Annotated in this window: 15 protein-coding genes; 11 read left to right on the top strand and 4 right to left on the bottom strand. The window is 59.4% G+C overall.

Going from position 1 to position 20707, the window contains the following annotated elements; genetic code table 11:
• Window positions 1-30 precede the first annotated feature (30 nt).
• From AC3CHX_RS08530 to AC3CHX_RS08495, 8 genes are all read left to right on the top strand, one after another.
• A complete protein-coding gene (locus AC3CHX_RS08530; protein WP_488643614.1) occupies window positions 31-1959 on the top strand; it encodes a TOL_0244 family TonB-dependent receptor in 1929 nt (642 codons plus the stop codon).
• Entirely contained in the window at window positions 1956-2546 is a 591-nt protein-coding gene (locus tag AC3CHX_RS08525) for a TOL_0243 family YfiR-like periplasmic protein (protein WP_488643613.1), read from the top strand. The genes AC3CHX_RS08530 and AC3CHX_RS08525 overlap by 4 nt, the downstream gene beginning before the upstream one ends.
• Entirely contained in the window at window positions 2543-4081 is a 1539-nt protein-coding gene (locus tag AC3CHX_RS08520; RefSeq protein WP_488643612.1) for a methyl-accepting chemotaxis protein, read from the top strand. The genes AC3CHX_RS08525 and AC3CHX_RS08520 overlap by 4 nt, the downstream gene beginning before the upstream one ends.
• A 13-nt stretch (window positions 4082-4094) precedes the next feature.
• A complete protein-coding gene (locus AC3CHX_RS08515) occupies window positions 4095-6332 on the top strand; it encodes a hybrid sensor histidine kinase/response regulator (protein WP_488643611.1) in 2238 nt (745 codons plus the stop codon).
• 207 nt (window positions 6333-6539) lie between these two features.
• Window positions 6540-7604, top strand: a complete 1065-nt coding sequence (gene cheB / locus AC3CHX_RS08510; RefSeq protein WP_488643610.1) for a chemotaxis-specific protein-glutamate methyltransferase CheB — start codon at window positions 6540-6542, stop codon at window positions 7602-7604.
• On the top strand, window positions 7601-8857 hold the full coding sequence (locus tag AC3CHX_RS08505) for a sensor histidine kinase (protein ID WP_488643609.1): 1257 nt from the start codon (window positions 7601-7603) through the stop codon (window positions 8855-8857). The genes cheB and AC3CHX_RS08505 overlap by 4 nt, the downstream gene beginning before the upstream one ends.
• Window positions 8850-9299: a response regulator gene (locus AC3CHX_RS08500; RefSeq protein WP_488643608.1), complete on the top strand. Its 450-nt coding sequence runs from the start codon at window positions 8850-8852 to the stop codon at window positions 9297-9299. Before AC3CHX_RS08505 ends, AC3CHX_RS08500 begins: the two co-directional genes overlap by 8 nt.
• Before the next feature lie 100 nt (window positions 9300-9399).
• Entirely contained in the window at window positions 9400-12012 is a 2613-nt protein-coding gene (locus AC3CHX_RS08495) for a sensor domain-containing protein (RefSeq protein ID WP_488643607.1), read from the top strand.
• A gap of 100 nt (window positions 12013-12112) precedes the next feature.
• Here the strand turns inward: AC3CHX_RS08495 and AC3CHX_RS08490 are convergent, their stop codons facing one another.
• From AC3CHX_RS08490 to AC3CHX_RS08475, 4 genes are all read right to left on the bottom strand, one after another.
• On the bottom strand, window positions 12113-13198 hold the full coding sequence (locus tag AC3CHX_RS08490; protein ID WP_488643606.1) for a BMP family ABC transporter substrate-binding protein: 1086 nt from the start codon (window positions 13196-13198) through the stop codon (window positions 12113-12115).
• Between the two features lie 136 nt (window positions 13199-13334).
• Entirely contained in the window at window positions 13335-14252 is a 918-nt protein-coding gene (locus AC3CHX_RS08485) for an ABC transporter permease (protein WP_488643605.1), read from the bottom strand.
• The gene (locus tag AC3CHX_RS08480; protein WP_488643604.1) at window positions 14252-15346 is read right to left on the bottom strand and encodes an ABC transporter permease; all 1095 of its coding nucleotides are present in this window, start codon (window positions 15344-15346) and stop codon (window positions 14252-14254) included. Before AC3CHX_RS08480 ends, AC3CHX_RS08485 begins: the two co-directional genes overlap by 1 nt.
• Complete coding sequence (locus tag AC3CHX_RS08475; protein ID WP_488643603.1) at window positions 15339-16877, bottom strand: ABC transporter ATP-binding protein; 1539 nt, start codon at window positions 16875-16877, stop codon at window positions 15339-15341. The genes AC3CHX_RS08480 and AC3CHX_RS08475 overlap by 8 nt, the downstream gene beginning before the upstream one ends.
• Before the next feature lie 403 nt (window positions 16878-17280).
• On the opposite strand from AC3CHX_RS08475, the gene AC3CHX_RS08470 reads away from it, so the two are divergent.
• From AC3CHX_RS08470 to AC3CHX_RS08460, 3 genes are all read left to right on the top strand, one after another.
• A complete protein-coding gene (locus AC3CHX_RS08470) occupies window positions 17281-17418 on the top strand; it encodes a hypothetical protein (protein WP_488643602.1) in 138 nt (45 codons plus the stop codon).
• Window positions 17419-17439: 21 nt separating this feature from the next.
• Window positions 17440-19539: an elongation factor G gene (gene fusA / locus AC3CHX_RS08465; protein WP_488643601.1), complete on the top strand. Its 2100-nt coding sequence runs from the start codon at window positions 17440-17442 to the stop codon at window positions 19537-19539.
• Window positions 19540-19783: 244 nt separating this feature from the next.
• Window positions 19784-20692 (top strand): DNA ligase, encoded by a 909-nt coding sequence (locus tag AC3CHX_RS08460; RefSeq protein ID WP_488643600.1) that lies wholly within the window; start codon window positions 19784-19786, stop codon window positions 20690-20692.
• Window positions 20693-20707 lie beyond the last annotated feature (15 nt).

Genomic DNA, 20707 nt, shown 5'->3' with positions numbered 1-20707 from the left:
CGCAGGATACATCCATGATAAGGGGAGCATATGATAAAAATAAAAAGCACCGTACTTAGCCGCATCGTCGCCTCCATGTGCATGCTGTTCGAGGCTGGCGGCGCTGCGGCGGCGGACAGCGCAGCCGGGCCGCCATCGGCTCCGGACTTTTCGCGCATGACGCTGGAAGACCTGGCGAACGTCGAAATCTCTTCGGTATCGAAGAAACCCGAGAGGCTCGCCGATGCGGCCGCGGCGGTATTCGTGATCACCAGCGAAGACATTCGCCGCTCGGGCTACAACAGCATCCCGGAAATACTGCGCCTTGCACCCAATCTCCAGGTGGCGCGCGTCAACGCGAACCAATATGCCATTTCGGCGCGCGGCTTCAACAGCACCACGGCCAACAAGCTGCTGGTCCTGATCGACGGACGCAGCGTGTATACGCCGCTGTATTCCGGTGTTTTCTGGGACGTCCAGGACACCATGATCGAAGATATAGAACGGATAGAGGTGATCAGCGGGCCGGGCGGCACGCTATGGGGCGCGAACGCGGTAAACGGCGTCATCAACATCATTACACGCAGTTCGCGGGACACGACCGGCAGCCTGGTGAGCGTGGGCGCAGGCAGCGATGGGCGCGACGCAGCGGCGCGCTACGGCGGCCGGTTCGGCGACAACGCGACCTACCGCGTCTACGCGAAGGGCCTCGACCGGGATCACAGCGTGACCGCAAGCGGCGCCAGCGCGCAGGATAACTGGAACAAACAGCAAGGCGGGTTCCGTGTCGACTGGGGCGCGGCAAGCAATACGCTCACACTCCAGGGCGATGCCTATGACGGGACGATCGAGCAGCCGCTGTTCGCTGACAGGAAAATCTCCGGCGGCAACTTGCTGGGGCGCTGGGACAGGACGTTCGACGACGGCTCCGCGCTCCAGGTACAGGCTTACTACGACACCACCCGGCGGATTTACCCCGGCACGTTCGGTGAAACGCTCGATACTTACGACATTGACGTGCAACATCGCTTCAAGCTGGGCCAGTACCATGAAATCCTGTGGGGCGGCGGCTACCGCCTGGAGCGCGACGATGTCACCAACAGCGCCATGCTGGCATTCCTTCCGGCCCGGACCGATCTCAGTCTCGCCAATGTCTTTCTGCAGGACAGCGTTGCCCTCGGCGAGCGCCTGCAACTGACGCTGGGCGCGAAGCTCGAACGCAACAACTACACCGGCTTCGAGATCGAGCCCAACGCCCGGCTGGCCTGGAAGCAGTACGACAATACCCTGCTGTGGACGGCCGTCTCGCGCGCGGTGCGGACGCCCTCGCGGCTGGATCGCGACCTGTTTTCCCCGAGCCAGCCGCCCTTTCTGATCGCCGGCGGAGCGAATTTCGAATCGGAGAAACTGACTGCCTATGAAATCGGCTACCGGGCGCAACCGACTGCCGGCGCCTCTTTCTCGGTTTCCACGTTCTACAACGTCTACGACGAATTGCGCAGCCTGGAACCTTCGGCCAACGGTGGGCTACCGTATGTGATCTCCAACAAGATGGCGGGGGACACCTATGGCGTGGAAACCTGGGGAAGTTACCGCGTAAGCGATTGGTGGCAACTCAGCGCCAGCTATAACTACCTGAAAAAGGCGTTGCACTACACATCCGGCAGCCTCGACCCCACAGGGGTGCAAGCCGCCGGCAACGATCCGTCACACCAGGTTTCATTGCGTTCCCAGATGAACCTGGCGCATAACCTGGAGTTGGATATTGCGCTGCAAACGATTGGCGCCCTGCCGAATCCGGGCGTTCCTGGCTATACCTCGCTCGATGGCCGACTAGGCTGGAAGGTATCGAAAGGTCTCGAGATATCGCTAGCGGGATCCAATCTGCTCGATCGGCGTCATGCGGAATTCGGAACGGCGGCGACGCGCAGCGAATTCGGGCGCGCCGTTTATCTCAAAATACTATGGAAATCGTTATGAAGCCGCTGAGCGCAAGGACGCGCATCTGCAGACGCGCCACAGCGGCGCTCCTGGTTGCGCTTGCCCTGGTGCCGGCCGGCGTCGCCGTGGCTGAAGATCAATCGCTGGAATACGCCGTCAAGGCTGCATTCCTTTACAAGTTCGGCCTGTTTGTCCAATGGCCGGGCACGGCATTTTCTTCACCGAGCGCTCCGCTCAACCTCTGTGTTGCCGGAGAAGATCCGTTCGGCGCGCTGCTTGACCGTGCGGTCGGCGACCAGAAAATCGATGGCCGCGCAATCGTCATCCGCCGCTTGAAGAGCATCACGCGCGACGCCGGCTGCCACATCCTGTACCTGGGCGACCCCAGGACGCCGCGCTCAAGTCAAGTGTTCGAGGCAGTCCGCGGCAACAGCGTACTGACCGTCAGCGACGACCGCGTTCCAGGAACCAGCGCGGGAATCATTCATTTTGTCATTAAGGATAATCGTGTGCGTTTCAATATCGACGACGAAGCGGCCGCACAGAACGGGCTTGCCATCAGTTCAAAACTGATGAGCCTTGCGCTGGACGTCAAACGCAGAACACCCAAGGAACCGGCGAAATGAGCAAACTGACGGATATTCCCATTCGCGCAAGACTGATGCTGGTGTCAGTGCTGTCGAGCATGATTGCCCTGCTGCTGGCCGGATCGGTCATCGTTGCGTACGAAACCATGACCTACCGTGCCCAGAAAGCCAGGGAAATCTCGGTGCAGGCCGAGATCGTCGCGGCCAGCGTAACGGCCCCTCTTGCATTCAGCGATCCCAAGGCGGCGCAGGAATACCTGAGCGCACTCGAAGCCAATCCGGAAATTGCCGCGGCCGGCGTGTACGGAGCGGACGGCGCTCTTTTCGCAGGCTATGCCCGCCAGGGAACGGACGCGCGACCGGCGCCCGCCCGCGCGGAGGCTCCGGGCCAGCGTTTCGACGGCGACGAATTGACGGCGTCGCGGGCGGTCAAACAGGGGCCGGCGCAGATCGGCACCGTGTATCTGCGCGCCGGCATCGAACCGCTGACGACGCGCCTGATGCGTTACGGCGGGATCATTCTGCTGGTGATGGTCGGCTCGCTGCTCATCACCTTGCCGGTTTCAACACGGCTGCATGCCACGATCGCGAATCCTATCCGTGAAATCGCGCGGGCCGTGTCGGGGATTGCGGCGGGCGATTTGACGGTGAGCATCGCATCCACCTCGCGCACAGACGAACTGGGGCTGCTGGCGACCAAGATCACCGAGATGACCGAGAATCTGCGCGCCCAGATTCACGGGCTGGCCGAGGGCGCTGACGTGCTGGGTACGGCAGCCGGCAAAATCGTCGCCTCCACCGGCCAACTGGCCGTCAGTGCCAGCGAGTCGGCCACGGCGGTCAGCGAAACCACCAGCACGGTGGAAGAAGTCCGGCAAACCGCACAACTGGCGAATCAAAAGGCTAAATACGTTGCCGACAGCGCCCAGAAGGCGGCCCAGAATTCCCGCAACGGGCGCAAGTCGATCGAAGATATGGGTGCCGGCATGACCCGCATCCACCAGCAAATGGAGGCGATTGCCGTCAGCATGGTACGGCTCTCCGAGCAGAGCCAGACCATCGGCCAGATCATCGCTACGGTGGAAGACCTGGCGACGCAGTCGAACCTGCTGGCGGTCAACGCCGCCATCGAGGCGGCCAAAGCGGGCGAGCACGGCAAGGGCTTCGGCGTGGTGGCGCAGGAAGTCAAGAGCCTGGCCGAACAATCGCGCCAGGCGACCAACCAGGTGCGCACCATCCTCGGCGACATTCAGAAGGCGACGGCGAGCGCGGTAATGGCCACCGAGCAAGGCAGCAAGGCGGTGGAAGCCGGCACCCGGCAAACCGAAGCGGCGGGCGAGTCGATCCAGGCGTTGAGCGGCAGCGTGACGGAGGCCGCACAGGCGGCGATACAGATCGCGGCCTCCAGCCAGCAGCAGCTGGTCGGCGTGGACCAGGTCGCGGGCGCGATGGAGAGCATCAAGCAGGCCAGCCAGCAGAATCTGGCGAGTGCGAAACAGCTGGAGGCCGAAGCGCACAATTTCAATGCGATGGGCCAGCGCCTCAAACAGATGGTCGAGCTGTATAAAGTGTAGAAAGCGAATCCCGATGAGCACCAAGGAAGACGAATTCCTCAAGCAACTCCGAGCGACCTTCAGGATCGAAGCCGCGGAGCATTTGCAAGTCATTGCGACGGGCTTGCTGGACCTGGAAAAAACGCCGCAGACCACAGCGCAACGCAGCCTGGTCGAGACCGTGTTCCGTGCCGCCCACAGCCTGAAGGGCGCGGCGCGGGCGGTCGACTTCACCGAGATTGAATCGCAATGCCAGTCGCTGGAAGACATGTTCGCCTCGTGGAAGCGCCAGGAGGACACTCCGTCACCCGCTGCCTTCGACACCGCCCACCGCGCGCTCAACGCCATCAGCACCAACCTGTCCGCACCGGAACTGGCACGCGGCGTGCGCGCGCGGGTAGCGCAGCCGTCATTGCATCCCGAAGTCGCCATAGCGGCGCCGGCGCAAGTTGCCCGCCCGCCGCCGGCGCTGGAGAAAACGCCTTTTTCCTCCGACGAAACCGTGCGCATCGCCGTCGCTAAACTGGACCTTCGGATGATGGAAGCGGAGGAGATGCTGGCCGTAAAGCTGACCACCGGCCAGCGTGCGCAAGATTTGCGTGCGCTGGCGCAGCGCTTCGAGGCCTGGAAAAATCAATGGACGACGCTCGAACCGGAAGCCCGTGCATTGCGTCAGACGATTGAGCGGCCGCTGGCGGGCGGCATCGGCCACAAGGTCAGCCTGGGCACGGTGCGGCTGCTGGAATTTCTCGACTGGAATTGCGATTACATCAAAGCGCTTGAAAGCAAAGTGGCGGCGCTCGCCCGCACTGCGGAGCAGGACCGGCATGTCGTCGGCAAGCTGGTGGACGATCTGCTGGAAGACTCCAAGAAACTGCTCCTGCTGCCTTTCGCCACGCTGGTGGCGCCGTTCCCGAAACTGGTGCGCGATCTGTGCCGCGACCAGCGCAAGGAGGCAATCCTGGTGATCCAGGGCGAAGAGGTCGAGATCGACAAGCGCATCCTGGAGGAGATGAAAGACCCGCTCATCCACCTGCTGCGCAACTGCATCGATCACGGTGTCGAAATGTCCGAAGCGCGCGTGGGCCAGGGCAAACCCGCGCATGCCACGATCACGCTCACGGTATCTCCCATGAATGGCAGCAAGGTCGAACTCCTGGTGTCCGACGATGGCGCCGGCATCGACACCGACCGTGTCAGGCAATCCGCCGTCAAACACGGTTTCCTGTCGGCGGATAACGCCCGCCAGCTCGGCGACGCGGAGGCGCAGGCGCTGATTTTCCAGGCCGAGGTATCGACTAGTCCGATGATCACCCGGCTGTCCGGCCGCGGCCTGGGCCTGGCGATCGTGCGCGAGAAGGCCGAAAAACTGGGCGGCACGGTCGCCGTCGAGAGTCAGCCGCGCCAGGGAACCAGTTTTCGCATCACGCTGCCCTCCACGCTCGCGACGTTTCGGGGAATCCTGATCGAGGCAGCCGGGCGACTGTTTATTCTGCCCACCTTCCATGTCGAACGGGTGACGCGCGTCAAGGCAGACGATGTCCAGACGGTGGAAGGCCGCGAAACCATCTCCCTGAGCGGGCGTGCCGTGGCGCTGGTGCGGCTGACCGACATCCTGGAGTTGCCCCCCGCGCAGCATGACGACGCAGCGCGCGCCGGCACGCCGGTCATTGTCCTCGGCGCGGCCGACCAGCGCATCGCGTTCGCAGTGGACGCGGTGCTGGACGAACAGGAAGTGCTGGTCAAACCGCTGCGCAAACCGCTCTCGCGGGTGCGCCACATCGCCGGCGCCAGCGTGCTCGGCTCCGGCCAGGTGGCGCCGGTGCTGAACGTCGCCGACCTGCTGAAATCCGCCATCAAGGCCGGCAGTGCGGCTGCACGCGGTGCGGTCAAAACACAGCAGGTGAAAGCCAGGGCGATTCTGGTCGCCGAGGATTCGATCACCTCGCGCATGCTGATCAAGAACATTCTCGAGTCTGCCGGTTACAAAGTGACAACGGCGGTGGATGGCATGGAGGCATTCACCCTGTTGCGCGCCGACAAGTTCGACCTGGTTGTATCCGATGTGGAAATGCCGCGGCTGAACGGATTCGACCTGACGGCAAGGATTCGCGCCGACAAAAAATTAACGGAATTGCCGGTCGTACTGGTGACAGCGCTGGAGATGCGGGAGGACCGCGAGCGCGGCATCGACGTCGGCGCCAATGCCTACCTGGTCAAGAGCAGTTTCGATCAGAGCAACCTGCTGGAGGCCGTGCGACGGCTGATTTAAAGAAATCAACGCTAAAGGAAATAATGATGGTAGGGCGCAATACGCTGCGCTATTACGCCCTACCGGCTGGGTGTAAAACAGTTGATTTTTTAAAAACTGAGACGCACGGTCAAGACAGTTGAAACAGAGCAATTACAATTGTCAAGAATTTAACTAACCTTAACGAAAATTAAATTGACCGGTAATACGCTAAAGGAAGCGTCTTTCATGAGCAACCGCAAGATCAAGGTACTGGTGGCAGAAGACTCGACAGTCATACGCATGTTTCTCGTGCATTTGCTTGAGTCGGATCCGCAAATCAGCGTCATCGGCGCCGTCGCCGACGGCCAGGCTGCGCTTGAGTTCGTCCAGAACAACAAGCCCGACGTGGTACTCATGGATATCCATATGCCGCGCATGGACGGTTTCGAGGCGACGCGCCGCATCATGGAAACGTGCGCGCTGCCGATCGTGATTTGCAGCGCCACCTCCAACGCCAAGGATATCGTCATTTCATTCCAGGCCATGGAAGCCGGCGCCATTGCCTGCATCGAGAAACCTTACGGTCGCGAGCTCGGCGATTTCGAGGCAACGGCTGCACACCTGCTGGAAACGGTGAAGCTGATGTCCGAGGTCAAGGTGGTGCGGCGCTCGGCCTACTCGCGGCTGGCATCGCCTGCGGCGCGCCCAGCGCATACGCCGGCGCGGATCAAACTGATCGGCATCGGGGCCTCCACCGGCGGACCGCCGGTGCTGCAAACCATCCTGGGCGCGCTTCCGAAGGATTTTCCCGTGCCCGTGCTCATCGTGCAGCATATTGCGCACGGCTTCATGGCCGGCATGGCCGAGTGGCTGAGCCACACCACCGGCTGGCAGATTCACATCGCCTCCTACGGGACTTATCCGCTGCCGGGCCACGCGTATCTGGCGCCCGACGATTTCCACATGGGCGTCGGCGCCGACGGCAGGATTGTCCTGACCCGGGAAGCACCGGAAAACCACCTGCGGCCGGCGGTGTCGTTTTTGTTCCGCTCGCTGGCCGAGACGGTCGGCCCGAACGCCCTGGGCGTGCTGCTCACCGGCATGGGCCAGGACGGCGCAGCGGAATTGAAACTGATGAAGGATCAAGGTGCCGTCACCATCGCCCAGGACGAGGAAAGTTCGGTGGTGTACGGGATGCCTGGTGTCGCCGTCGCTCTGGGCGGCGCCACCCATGTGCTGGCGGCGGACAAGATCGCCGCGGCGCTGGTCGCACTGGTCAACCAGAAAAATGACATGTCGAGGAAATCATGAATTCAGTCGTGCAAATGACCGATGCACCCATCAAGATCCTGATCGCGGAAGACAGCCCGACCCAGGCGCAAAGGCTGCGCAATATTCTCGAACAGCAAGGCTACGAAGTCGGCGTCGCCGCCAACGGCCGCCTGGCGCTGGAAATGGCCCCACAGTTCCGCCCTGCACTGCTTATCAGCGACGTCATCATGCCCGAAATGGACGGCTACGAACTCTGCCAGCGGATCAAGGCGGACGCCTCTCTGCGCGACATCCCGGTCATTCTCGTGACCACGATGTCCGATCCTCAGGACGTGATTCGCGGACTGGAGTGCGGGGCCGACAACTTCGTCCTCAAGCCGTATGACGAGCGCTATCTGCTGAGCCGCGTGCAGTACGTGGTCCTGAATCGCGAATTGCGGCGGACCGAGGAAGCGGGCATGGGAGTGGAAATCTATTTCAACGGCCAGCGCCATTTCATCACCGCCGATCGTCTGCAAATTCTCAATCTGCTGCTGTCCACTTACGACGCCGCCATCCAGCGCAACCGGGAACTCAACGAAAGCAAGGAAGCACTGGAAACCAGCAACAAGGAGCTGGAGAGCTTCAGCTACTCGGTTTCGCATGACCTGCGCGCGCCGTTGCGCGCGATCGACGGCTACGCCAACATCCTCGAGGAGGATTACGGCGACCGCCTGGATGCAGAGGGGGTGAGGTATCTATCCGTGATTCGCAGCAACACCAAGCGCATGAGCACGCTGATCGACGAGCTGCTGTCCTTCTCCAGGCTGGCGCGGCAAGCCATCATTCCGGGCGAACTGGATATGAATCAACTGGTGCAGGAAGTCATCGAAAGCGCGTATCAGGACCATCCGGAATACAGGATGCAAAAAATCGCAGTCAATTCCCTGCCATCGGCCCAGGCAGATCGCGGGCTGCTGCGTCAGGTGTGGACCAACCTGATCTCCAACGCCCTCAAATACAGCAGCAAAGCGCCCGCCCCGATCATCGAAATAAGCGGCTGCAGCGATGGTGTGGAAAACAGGTATTCGATCCGGGACAACGGCGCCGGCTTCAGCATGGACTATTACGACAAGCTGTTCGGGGTATTCCAGCGCCTGCATCGGACCGAGGAATTCGCCGGGACCGGTGTCGGCCTGGCGATCGTCCATCGGGTGGTGACGCGCCACGGCGGGCGTGTATGGGCCGAAGGCAAGGTCAATGAGGGTGCGGTGTTTACTTTTGCACTGCCGGTCGGAGAAAAAAATGGATGATCTGGAACGGGTTGATGTGCTTCTGGTGGAAGACAGCGATACAGACGCCGAGATGACGATACGCGCCCTCAAGAAGTGCTGGTGGGCAATCAAAATTGTGCGCGCTCACGACGGCGTCGAGGCGCTCGATTTCATTTTCTGCAGCGGCGCTTATCGACAGCGCCGCAATGGCCACCCGAAACTGACCCTGCTGGATATCAAGATGCCAGGACTGAGCGGCATCGATGTCTTGCGACGCGTGAAGTCGGATGAAAACACAAAATCCATCCCGGTAGTCATGTTCACCTCGTCAGCCGAAGAACGCGACCTGGTGGAGTGCTACCAGTTGGGCGCCAACAGCTACATCACCAAGCCGGTGGATGCCGCGGCATTCACCGAGATGCTGTCGCACGCCTGCTGGTATTGGACGATTTTGAATAAGCGTCCGAATGATTTGTCATGAGGACTGATGACTTATGCAAAATTATCCCGGCAACGAGTTTGTCAAAACCTGCCGACGAATTTTGCATAAGTCCGGGTAATTTGAAGAAAATGGAGAATATATGACTGAGCCAATCAAGGTATTGCTTGTCGAGGATGCGGTCGAAGATGCGGAACTGCTGATCCGTGAAATACGCAAGGGCGGGCTCGAGATCGACCCCCGGCGCGTAGACACGCACGCAGAACTGGCGTACGCACTTGAACATTTCAAGCCGGACGTGATCCTCTGCGATTACTCCGTGCCGGGCGTCGGCGGCATGCGTGCCCTGGCAATGGTCCTGGAGCAGACGCCCGATATTCCGCTCATATTCGTGTCGGGGACCATCGGCGAGGAACGTGCGATCGAAGCGCTCAAGCGCGGCGCGGTCGATTATGTCCTGAAAGACAATCGGGCGCGGCTGCTGCCGGCCATCCAGCGTGCGCTCAAGGAAGCCGAGGCGTGCAAGGCGCTGCGCAGGACCGAGCAGGAACTGGCGCAGAGCGAAGAACGCTTTCGCTCCATTGCAGATGCAATCGTCGAGTGGATCTGGGAGACCGACGTGAACGGGACCTTCACCTACTGCAGCCCGGTCAGCAACACGATCCTGGGTTATGCGCCAGAGGAACTCATCGGCAAAAACGTCAACAACTACATGCTCGAAGAGGACGGTGAGGCCGCCGCCGATCTGGCGCGAAGCGCTTTCGCCAGCAAGCACGGGTGGCGCAACCTGACGTTCCGCTGGAAACATAAAAACGGCAGCACCTGCTGGCTGGAAAGCAATGCCGTGCCATTGTTCGGCGGCGACGGTGAAGTTGCCGGTTATCGCGGCGCCGACCGCGATATTACCGACCGCGCCTGGCAGCAGGACAAAATCGTCCGTCTGAACCATTTCCACGCCATGCTGAGCGGCATCAATTCGGCGATCACGCGCATCCGCGACCGCGAAGCGCTGCTCCGTGAATCCTGCCGGATTGCGGTCGAAAAAGGCGGATTCAAGCTGGCCTGGAGCGGCCTTGTGAATATGAAAACGCATGCATTGACACCTCTCAGCTGGGCGGGAGACGACACCGAAATCCTGATCGGCGTTCGTCTCATTTTGCGCGACAACAAGGCTGAAGGAGGATTTATCCTGAACCAGACGATCGACCTGTCCAAGCCGGTTGTCGCCAACATTCTCGAGTCGGATATGTTCAATCCCCAGCGCGCAGACATATTGCTGCAACATGGCGTCCGTTCGATTGCCATACTGCCGATGGCGATGGATGGACGCGTGATGGGTGTCTTCGTGTTGTATTCCGCAGAACCGAATACATTCGACTGCGAGGAAGCGGCGTTGCTCAAGGAATTGGCCGACGACATTTCCTTCGCGCTCGATTACCTGGAAAAAGAAGCGGGCCTGAACTACCTCGCCCTGTACGACGTGCTGACGGGGCTGCCCAACCGCCAGCTGTTTTTGGAGCATACCGCGCAATCGCTCAAATCCAATGCGCAAACCCACACGAAGCTGGCGCTGGTGGTATTGGACATCCGGCACTTTGGTGTGATCAACGACTCGTTTGGCAAGGCCGAGGGCGACCAGGTGCTCAAGCTCCTGGCCAAACGGCTGAGTACCGACGCCCGGATCAACTGCGCGCGGATTGGCAGCAACACGTTTGCCATGGCGTTATCGGATCTGCATAGCGATGCAGACGTCGCGCACGCATTGAAGAAATATGTATTCGGCCCCCTTGATCAACCGTTCTCGATCGAGAATCAGGAAATAAGCATCGCGGCACGCTGCGGCGTCGCGCTATATCCGAATGACGGCACGCATGTCGATGAACTGCTTGGCAACGCCGAAGCCGCATTGAAGAAAGCCAAACTGTCCGGTGAGGAATATCTGTTCTATACAGCGAACCTGAAAGCGCGCGTAGCAGAACAGCTGGTCCTGGAAAGCCAGTTGCGACGGGCCATCGCGGATAAGCAATTTATGTTGTATTACCAACCCAAGATGGCAGCCGACAGCGGCCGCCTGATCGGTTTTGATGCGCTGATCCGCTGGAACAGCCCGGAACACGGACTGGTTCCGGCGCTTGCATTCATTGCAACCCTGGAAGAGACCGGAATGATCGTGGACCTGGGCAAGTGGGTGTTGCAACAGGCCGCATCCGATTATCGCGACTGGTGCAAACAAGGCTTGAATCCGCCCGCGATTGCGGTGAATATCTCGGCAATTCAGTTGCGGCAACCGGATTTTCTGGCAACCGTGTGCGACGCGGTGGCTGGACTTGACGAGGAAAATCCCGCCGCAATCGATCTGGAAATCACCGAGTCCGTGCTCATGGGGAACATCGACAGCGTCATCCCGTCCTTGCAGATACTCAAGGATAAAGGGATCGGCATCGCGATCGACAATTTCGGAACCGGTTATTCGTCGTTCAGCTATCTCGCCAGGATTCCCCTGAACGCGATCAAGATCGACAGCGGCTTTGTCTCGGATTTAACCACCCATACGGGGCAGATCACCATCGTGTCGACGATCATCTTGCTGGCGCATGCACTGAAACTCAAAGTCATTGCGAAAGGCGTGGAAACGATCGAGCAGCGCACCCAGCTGCAGTTGCTGGGGTGCGATGAGCTGCAAGGTTATTTACTTGGAAAACCGATGGCCGGAACGGAAGTTGAAACGCTGCTGGCTAGCTTTGAGATGGAATGAGCACCAGTGTAGACAGGGAAACCGCTGTGTTTCAGCCGTTTCCCTGCCAATTCTCAACACGACACATTGCCTGCATGGCAGGCAGCGTGTTTTGCTGCGGTCACTTGGAAGGCAATTTCCCATCCACACCTTCGACGTAATAGTCCATTTTGTTCAACGCTTCGTCGGTCATCGGGCCTTTTTCGAGGCGGACCTTGCCCTCGTTATCCTTCACCGGCGCGGTAAATGGCGACAATTTTCCGGCGACGAGTAGCGCTTCCTTGCCCTGGACAAACACTTTGACGTCGTTCGGCACCGCCGGGCCATAGTTGTCTAGCGAAACCATACCGTCTTTAATGCCGCCCCAGACGCTGGTCGGTTTCCATTTGTTATCCATCACCTCCTGCGCTTGCTTGATGTAGTACTCGCCCCAGTGATGCGTGACCGAAGCAAGCTGTGCCGTTGGACCGAATTTTTTCATGTTCGAGTGGTAGGCAATCGCGTATTTCCCCTTTTCCTGCGCCGCTTGCACGACCGCGGTGGAATCGGTGTGGTTGGTCACCACTTCGGCGCCCTGACTCATCAATGTCAACGCGGCATCGCGTTCCTTGCCCGGATCGTACCAGCTGTTGACCCAGATCACCTTGACTTCGGCTTTCGGGTTGACGCTGCGCATGCCCAGCGTGAAGGCATTAATTCCTTGCAGCACTTCCGGAATCGGGAATGCGGCAACGTAACCGGCCACATTGCCTTTGCTCATCTTCGCCGCCAACACGCCCGCCAGGTAACGGCCTTCGTAGAAGCGGGCATTGACATTGCCGACATTGGAGGCCGTTTTGTATCCCGTCACATGAATGAATTTGACGTCAGGAAACTGTTTCGCGACTTTCAAGGTCGGGTTCATGTAGCCGAACGACGTCGTGAAGATCAGCTTGTTGCCTTGCTGGGCCAGGTCGCGGATCACGCGCTCGGCATCGGCGCCTTCAGGCACGTCTTCGACCACCTTGGTTTTAATCTTGTCGCCGAAATGCTTGACCATTTCCTTGCGGCCGATATCGTGTTGCGTGGTCCAACCGGCTTCACCGATCGGGCTGACATAGACGAAACCAACACCCAGCGGCTCTGCAGCAGATGCTGCCGGGGACATTGCGACAGCAGGCAGCAAACCGATTGCATATACAGCATTGCGCATGAAATTCTTAGACATTATTTTCCTCTAGGTGTAACTCCCACTCGCATCATCCTGGCCGAGCAATCTGCCGCGTGGGATAAGCGGCAAATCATGGATACCAACTGCCATGGCATCTCGGTCCAGGTCACTCACAGATTCGCAGTACCTGGAATCAGCTATTCGGATTGAAATGCTTGCCCAGAGAGGCAGGCATATTCAGCTTGATCCAGTTCGCATTCCGGGAAATCAGCACCAGCACCACGATCGTCGCCAGGTACGGCAACATCGACAGCAACTGCGAGGCGATCGCTACGCCTTCACCCTGCATGTAGAAGGTCAAAATGGTCACGCCGCCGAACAGATAGGCGCCGGCCATCACGCGTGCCGGCCGCCAGGTGGCAAACGTCACCAGCGCCAGCGCAATCCAGCCGCGCCCTGCCACCATGCCTTCGACCCATTGCGGCGTATACACCAGCGACAGGAAAGCGCCGGCCAGACCGCAGCAAGCGCCGCCGAACAGCAACGCAGCCAGGCGGATCCGGCGCACGTCATAGCCCAGCGAATGCGCCGAGGACGGCGACTCGCCAACCGCACGCAAAATCAGGCCGGCGCGGCTGCGGTACAGGAACCAGATAATCGCCGGGCACAACGCCATCGCGACGTACACCATCGGATGCTGCCTGAACAACGCCGTGCCTAAAAATGGAATGTCTTGCAGCAAGGGAATGCCGAACTTGGCGTTTTGCAGGCTGCTACCGACATAATGGATGCCGATATAGGCCGAAGCCCCGGTGCCGAACAAAGACAGCGCCAGACCGGTAGCCACCTGATTGGTCCCCAGCCAGACGGTCAACCAAGCAAAGAATCCCGCCAGCAGCATGCCGGAACAAGCACCGGCCATCAAGCCGACCGTCACGCTGCCGGTATGGATGGTGGTCGCAAAACCGACAATCGCAGCGACCAGCATCATGCCTTCGGCACCGAGGTTCACCACCCCGGATTTTTCGTTGATCAACAAACCGAAGGACGCCAGCATCAAGGGCGTGCCGGCATTGATAGATGCCGCAATCAGGGGTGCGAAGGACGCCATTATTTGCTCCCGAGAAGTGTTGAATTGATCATGGAGCCGCTCCAGCGCAGTTTGTAGTTAATCAGGACGTCACAGGCCAACAGCGAAAACAGCAGAATCCCCTGGAACACGCCCGTGATGGCGCTCGGCATCCCCAGTCGGGATTGCGCCAGTTCGCCACCGATATAGAACAAGGCCATGATGAAACTGGAAAATATGACGCCAATCGGATGCAAGCGACCGACATACGCCACGATAATGGCGGCGAAGCCATAACCGGGCGACACCGACGGCGTCAATTGACCGATCGGGCCCAACACTTCGCAGACACCGGCCAGACCGGATAACGCGCCACAAATCATCAGCGACGTCCAGAGCGCCCGGCGCGAAGAGAACCCGGCATAACGTGCTGCCCGTGGCGCCATGCCGCCCACTTGCAGACGGAAACCGGCAAAGCTCTTCGACAGGAACAGCCAACCGGCAAACGACACCAGCAGCGCCAGCACGAGACCGAAATGCAAGCGGGTGCCTGACATGATGATGGGCAGCAAAAACCCTTCCGAAAACATCTTTGACTGCGGGAAGTTGAAGCCCTCAGGATCCCTGAGCACGCCGTGTACCAGATAGCTCAACAACAGTTGCGCCACATACACCAGCATCAAGGAAACCAGAATCTCATTGGCGTTAAAGCGATCGCGCAGGAAAGCCGTGATGGCGGCCCAGGCCATGCCGCCCAACATGCCGGCCAGCAGCACGACGGCTATCATCAGGGGGCCGCCGCCGCTGCCGTTATCGAAGAACAAACCGACAGCGCCGCCGGCAATCGCACCGACGACCAACTGCCCTTCGGCACCGATATTGAACACATTCGCACGGAAACAGATCGCCAACCCGACCGAGATCAGCAACAGCGGAGCGACTTTGACCCCAACCTCGGACCAGCCGCGCAAATCCTTGATCGGTTCCAGGAAAAACACTGCCAGGCCGGTCAGCGGATCTTTCCCCAGAATGACGAACAGGATGGCCCCGCATAGCACCGTCAACAATACCGCCAGTACCGGCGACATCCACGACATGAAAGTGGATGGATTGGCACGCGCCTCTAACTTAAACATTGCTTGCCCCTTTCTTGATTGGTGTGACGGCGGTATCGGTCCACATGCCGCTCATCCACTGACCGATCTGGTCGATGGTGGCGTTCGCCGTTTTGATGGACGGCGACAAACGGCCTTTTGCGATGACCACCAGGCGATCCGTGATTTCAAACAATTCGTCCAACTCTTCTGAAATGACGAGCAAGGCACAACCGGCATCGCGCAATGCCACCAGTTCCGCACGGATTTGGGCACTCGCGCCGACATCGACCCCCCATGTCGGCTGCGCCACAATCAGCACCTTCGGCCCACGCATGACTTCACGGCCGACGATGTATTTCTGCAAATTCCCGCCGGACAAACTGCGCGCAGCGGCATGCGGCCCGCCGGCCTTGACATTAAAACGCGCAATCACGTCGGCCGCCATTTTGACGATCGCGTTGTGTTTGACAAAACCGTGGCGGATGGTGGCGCCGGTCTGGTGCGACAGCATGATGTTGTTGGCCAAGGACATTTCAGGTACCGCGCCGCGTCCCAGCCGTTCTTCCGGCACGAAACCCAGGCCGCGCTCGCGCCGCCGGCCCGGTCCAAAATGGCCGACCCGCTCGCCCTGCAGCAAAATCATGTCGGGTTTGGCGCGTTGGTCCTCGCCCGACAAGACTGCCAGCAATTCCTGCTGGCCATTGCCGGAGACGCCGGCGATCCCGAGGATCTCGCCGGCCCGCAATTCGAAATTGATGCCGGACAATTCGGTCGCAAACGGATGGCTCTTGGCCAGCGACAGGTTTTTCACCGCCAGCAGGGTTTCGCCGGGCGAACGCAACACATGCTTGATGGCGGGCGGCTCGGCACCGATCATCAAGCGCGACAAACTGGCGGCGGATTCTTCCCGCGGGTCGCAGACCCCGGTATTTTTGCCGGCCCGCACCACGGTGCAGGTGTGGCACAGCGCTCTGATTTCATCGAGTTTGTGGCTGATGTACAAAATACTGCAGCCCTCGGCGGCCAGTTTGCGCAAGGTTTCGAACAGCTTCTCGACCGCTTGCGGCGTCAGCACCGACGTCGGCTCATCCAGAATCAGCAGCTGCGGCTTGGCCAGCAGAGCGCGCACAATTTCCACCCGCTGACATTCGCCGACCGACAGCGTATGCACATGGCGCTGCGGTTCCAGCTCCAGGCCATATTGCTCGGCCGTGTTCGAGATGCGTTTTTCCAGCTCGTCAAGCTTGGTGTCCAGCGGCAGACCGAGTGCGATGTTTTCGGCAACGGTCAGCGTATCGAACAGGGAAAAATGCTGGAATACCATCGCAATACCCAGTTCCCGGGCAGCGGAGGGATTGGCCAGATGGACTTCCTTGCCGTTCCAGATCACACGGCCGGCGTCCGGTTTGACCGAGCCGTAGATGATTTTCATCAAGGTCGATTTGCCGGCGCCGTTTTCTCCTAATACGGCGTGGATTTCACCTGGCTTGACGGTTAAGTTGATGCCATCGTTAGCGACAACCGACGGATAGCGTTTGGTGATGCTATGAAGTTCTAGGCGGTTTGTCATTGTCTCGTTTAGTTTTTATATAGAAAACATTATTTTTCTTATGTTTTTAAGGTATAGGAAAGCGAGCCCTGGACATATCTGCAGCGCGACATGGCAATCATACTTATATGGATATAGGACGTATTTCCGCAAAGTATCGGAGCGCAGCCCATACAGATAATTGAGGCTACATCAAAATGTAATAATCGCAATCTAATTTTGTCTGGCGGGATAACGATCTTTAGGCGTTTGAATGACAGACTTCGCAGCATACGCCACGCTCCCTGTTACGTAAAAAGCGTCGCCGCCATTGTTTTGTGTGCGAACTCACCCCATATTTACATCCGGGCCACTGATCGGTTAGAAAAATGATAATCTGGCGTGAAATGGTGGCCTGCTTTATGCCCGCTTTCAAGGAATTGGTATGCGTACCTATGACAAGTTGATCGCCGTAATTCGTATTGGTCAAAGGAGCGGCAGCTTGCGCCCCTCCTTTGACCGTGACGTTGATGATGGTGCAACGACACCGTCCGGCAAGTTCTTCTTACCCATATCGCACTAAAACACTTGAAAAGGCCCTGCCATGACACGCAAGACTCCCATTGAGCGCTATCGGAATATTGGCATCAGCGCACACATCGATGCCGGTAAAACCACCACCACCGAACGCATCCTGTTCTACACCGGCGTCAAACATAAAATCGGCGAGGTGCACGATGGCGCCGCCACCATGGACTGGATGGAGCAAGAGCAGGAGCGCGGCATCACCATTACCTCGGCGGCCACCACCGCCTTCTGGAAAGGCATGGCCGGCGATTTTTCCGAGCACCGCATCAATATCATCGACACCCCGGGCCACGTCGATTTCACCATTGAAGTCGAGCGTTCCATGCGGGTGCTCGATGGCGTGGTGATGGTGTATGACGCCGTCGGCGGCGTCCAGCCGCAATCGGAGACCGTCTGGCGTCAGGCCAACAAATATGCCGTGCCGCGGATTGCCTTTATCAACAAGATGGACCGGGTTGGCGCCGACTTCTTCCGGGTGCGCCAGCAGATGCAGGAGCGGCTGAAAGGCAACCCGGTTCCGATCCAGATTCCGGTCGGCGCCGAGGATCACTTCCAGGGCGTGATCGACCTCGTCAAGATGAAAGCCATCATCTGGGATGAAGCCAGTCAGGGCGTGGTGTTCGATGTCCGCGAGATCCCTCCCGATCTGATGGACGAGGCACAGGAATGGCATGACAAGATGGTGGAGCAAGCCGCCGAAGCGACTGACGAACTGCTCAACAAATACCTCGGTGGCGAGCCACTCACCGAAGCCGAGATTGTCCACGGCCTGCGCCTGCGCACCGTTGCCAACCAGATCGTGCCGATGCTGTGCGGCAGCGCCTTCAAAAACAAGGGCGTGCAGGCCATGCTGGATGCGGTGGTCCGCTATCTGCCGTCGCCGCTGGACGTACCGGCGATCCTCGGTCATGACGAAAACGATCGCGAGATTGAACGCCATCCCGCGGACGATGAGCCGTTCTCTGCGCTCGCCTTCAAGATCATGACCGATCCTTTCGTCGGTCAGCTGACTTTTTTCCGGGTCTACTCGGGCGTGGTCAATTCCGGCGACGCCGTCTACATCCCGGTCAAGGGCAAAAAGGAAAGGCTGGGGCGCATCCTGCAGATGCACGCTAACGAACGCAGGGAAATCAAGGAGGTCTATGCCGGCGATATCGCGGCAGCCGTGGGCCTGAAAGACGTCACCACCGGCGATACGCTGTCGGATCCGGATCACGTCATTATCCTTGAGCGCATGATCTTTCCGGAGCCGGTGATTTCACAGGCGGTGGAACCGAAGACCAAGCCCGATCAGGAAAAAATGGGCATCGCCCTGAATCGTCTGGCGCAGGAAGACCCGTCGTTCAGAGTGCATACGGATGAAGAATCCGGCCAGACGATCATCTCCGGCATGGGTGAGTTGCATCTGGAAATCCTGGTCGAACGCATGCGCCGCGAATTTGGCGTGGACGCTTCGGTCGGCAAACCGCAAGTGGCGTATCGCGAAACCATCCATAAGTCCGTCGAAGATATCGAAGGCAAATTCATCAAGCAATCCGGCGGCCGCGGGCAATATGGCCACGTCGTGCTCAAGCTGGAACCGCTTGCGCCCGGCAAAGGCTACGAATTTGTCGATGCCATCAAGGGCGGCGTGGTACCGCGCGAGTACATACCGGCGGTCGACAAAGGTATTCAGGAAACGCTCAAGAGCGGCGTGCTGGCAGGTTATCCCGTGGTCGACGTCAAGGCCACGCTGACCTTCGGCTCCTACCACGACGTCGACTCCAACGAAAACGCCTTCCGCATGGCCGGCTCGATCGCCTTCAAGGAAGGCATGCGGCGCGCCAGTCCGACATTACTCGAGCCGATGATGATGGTCGAGGTGGAAACGCCGGAAGACTTCATGGGTAACGTCATGGGCGACCTGTCTTCGCGTCGCGGCATGGTCCAGGGCACCGACGATATCCCCGGCGGCGGCGGCAAAACCATCCGCGCCGAAGTACCGCTGGCCGAGATGTTCGGCTACTCCACAACATTGCGTTCGCTGACGCAGGGGCGGGCGACATATTCCATGGAGTTCAAGCATTATGCCGCTGTGCCGAAGCACATCCTGGATCTGATGAAGCTGAATAGATAAGCCGGACAGGCTCCCGGGATTTTGCAGTAAATATGGGCAGGCACTTTCACCAGACAAAGCGTGAAAGTGCCTGCCCGTTTGCGTTTGCGCCAGCCACTGCAAACAATCCCCCAACTGACGCTGATTCGCCAAGGCCATCTATGACATCGCTTATCTGATGCCGCTGGCGTGGAATCCCGGCCCGGAACGCTGCTAAGCTTTTTACAAAAGCAAGCTCGATCCCCTCAGCCAACCAGGACAGCTCATGTCAATCGTCAACGCCCGCCTACCCCTCCTCCGCCGGCAACTGTTTGTATTGCTGCTCAGCGCCGGTTTTCTACTGGCAGCGACGCCGCTCGCCGCGCATGCAGCCGACCATCCGCCCCCACCGCTCATGCTGGCAAATGTCTATCATCGAGGTGTCAGACTGGCGGATTACTGGGTCAGTGAAAAGTTCGATGGCGTGCGCGGATATTGGGACGGCGCAACGCTGTGGACGCGCGGCGCCACGCCGGTTCATGCGCCGGCGTGGTTCACCGCGAACTGGCCGAAGGTCCCGCTGGACGGTGAGCTATGGGCTGGCCGCGGGCAATTTTCCAAGGCGGTCTCGACCGTGCGCCAGGACCTGCCACATGATGCGGCGTGGCGCGAGATACGCTTTATGGTGTTTGATTTACCCGCCCATCCGGGCACGTTCACCGAACGGATTCCGGCCCTGCAAACCTTGCTCGCCACACTGGCGCAACCCTGGGTCCGGCCAGTGCAGCAAATCAGGATCGGCGATCAGAAGACATTGCAAGCCATGCTCGAAAAAACCGTCCGGCAAGGTGGCGAGGGATTGATGTTGCATCGCGCCGATTCACGCTATCGCGGCATCCGCAGCGACGATCTGCTGAAACTCAAAATGCATGACGATAGCGAAGCGAGGGTGATCGGCTATCTCCCCGGCAAAGGAAAATATCAAGGGATGATGGGCGCGCTGCTGGTGGAAACACCGGAGGGATTGCGGTTTCGGCTAGGCACCGGCTTCAAGGATGCAGAACGCCGTCAGCCGCCGCCCGTCGGTAGCTGGGTGACCTATCGCTATAGAGGGTTGAATCCGAGCGGCATCCCCAGATTTGCCAGCTTCATGCGGGTGCGGGACGAGATGCCGCCAGGGTTGGCAACGCCGTAATTTTGCGCCGCCTTG

This window comes from Glaciimonas sp. OK215 (assembly GCF_057787885.1).
Note: the sequence above shows the minus strand (reverse complement) of the source record. Positions and strands in the feature narration are given on the sequence as shown.

Bases quoted from the DNA above. Each gene is read 5' to 3' on its own strand.
- AC3CHX_RS08530 (WP_488643614.1), top strand. From the start codon at position 31: ATGATAAAAATAAAAAGCACCGTACTTAGCCGCATCGTCGCCTCCATG.
- AC3CHX_RS08525 (WP_488643613.1), top strand. From the start codon at position 1,956: ATGAAGCCGCTGAGCGCAAGGACGCGCATCTGCAGACGCGCCACAGCG.
- AC3CHX_RS08520 (WP_488643612.1), top strand. From the start codon at position 2,543: ATGAGCAAACTGACGGATATTCCCATTCGCGCAAGACTGATGCTGGTG.
- AC3CHX_RS08515 (WP_488643611.1), top strand. From the start codon at position 4,095: ATGAGCACCAAGGAAGACGAATTCCTCAAGCAACTCCGAGCGACCTTC.
- cheB (WP_488643610.1), top strand. From the start codon at position 6,540: ATGAGCAACCGCAAGATCAAGGTACTGGTGGCAGAAGACTCGACAGTC.
- AC3CHX_RS08505 (WP_488643609.1), top strand. From the start codon at position 7,601: ATGAATTCAGTCGTGCAAATGACCGATGCACCCATCAAGATCCTGATC.
- AC3CHX_RS08500 (WP_488643608.1), top strand. From the start codon at position 8,850: ATGGATGATCTGGAACGGGTTGATGTGCTTCTGGTGGAAGACAGCGAT.
- AC3CHX_RS08495 (WP_488643607.1), top strand. From the start codon at position 9,400: ATGACTGAGCCAATCAAGGTATTGCTTGTCGAGGATGCGGTCGAAGAT.
- AC3CHX_RS08490 (WP_488643606.1), bottom strand. From the start codon at position 13,198: ATGTCTAAGAATTTCATGCGCAATGCTGTATATGCAATCGGTTTGCTG.
- AC3CHX_RS08485 (WP_488643605.1), bottom strand. From the start codon at position 14,252: ATGGCGTCCTTCGCACCCCTGATTGCGGCATCTATCAATGCCGGCACG.
- AC3CHX_RS08480 (WP_488643604.1), bottom strand. From the start codon at position 15,346: ATGTTTAAGTTAGAGGCGCGTGCCAATCCATCCACTTTCATGTCGTGG.
- AC3CHX_RS08475 (WP_488643603.1), bottom strand. From the start codon at position 16,877: ATGACAAACCGCCTAGAACTTCATAGCATCACCAAACGCTATCCGTCG.
- AC3CHX_RS08470 (WP_488643602.1), top strand. From the start codon at position 17,281: ATGCGTACCTATGACAAGTTGATCGCCGTAATTCGTATTGGTCAAAGG.
- fusA (WP_488643601.1), top strand. From the start codon at position 17,440: ATGACACGCAAGACTCCCATTGAGCGCTATCGGAATATTGGCATCAGC.
- AC3CHX_RS08460 (WP_488643600.1), top strand. From the start codon at position 19,784: ATGTCAATCGTCAACGCCCGCCTACCCCTCCTCCGCCGGCAACTGTTT.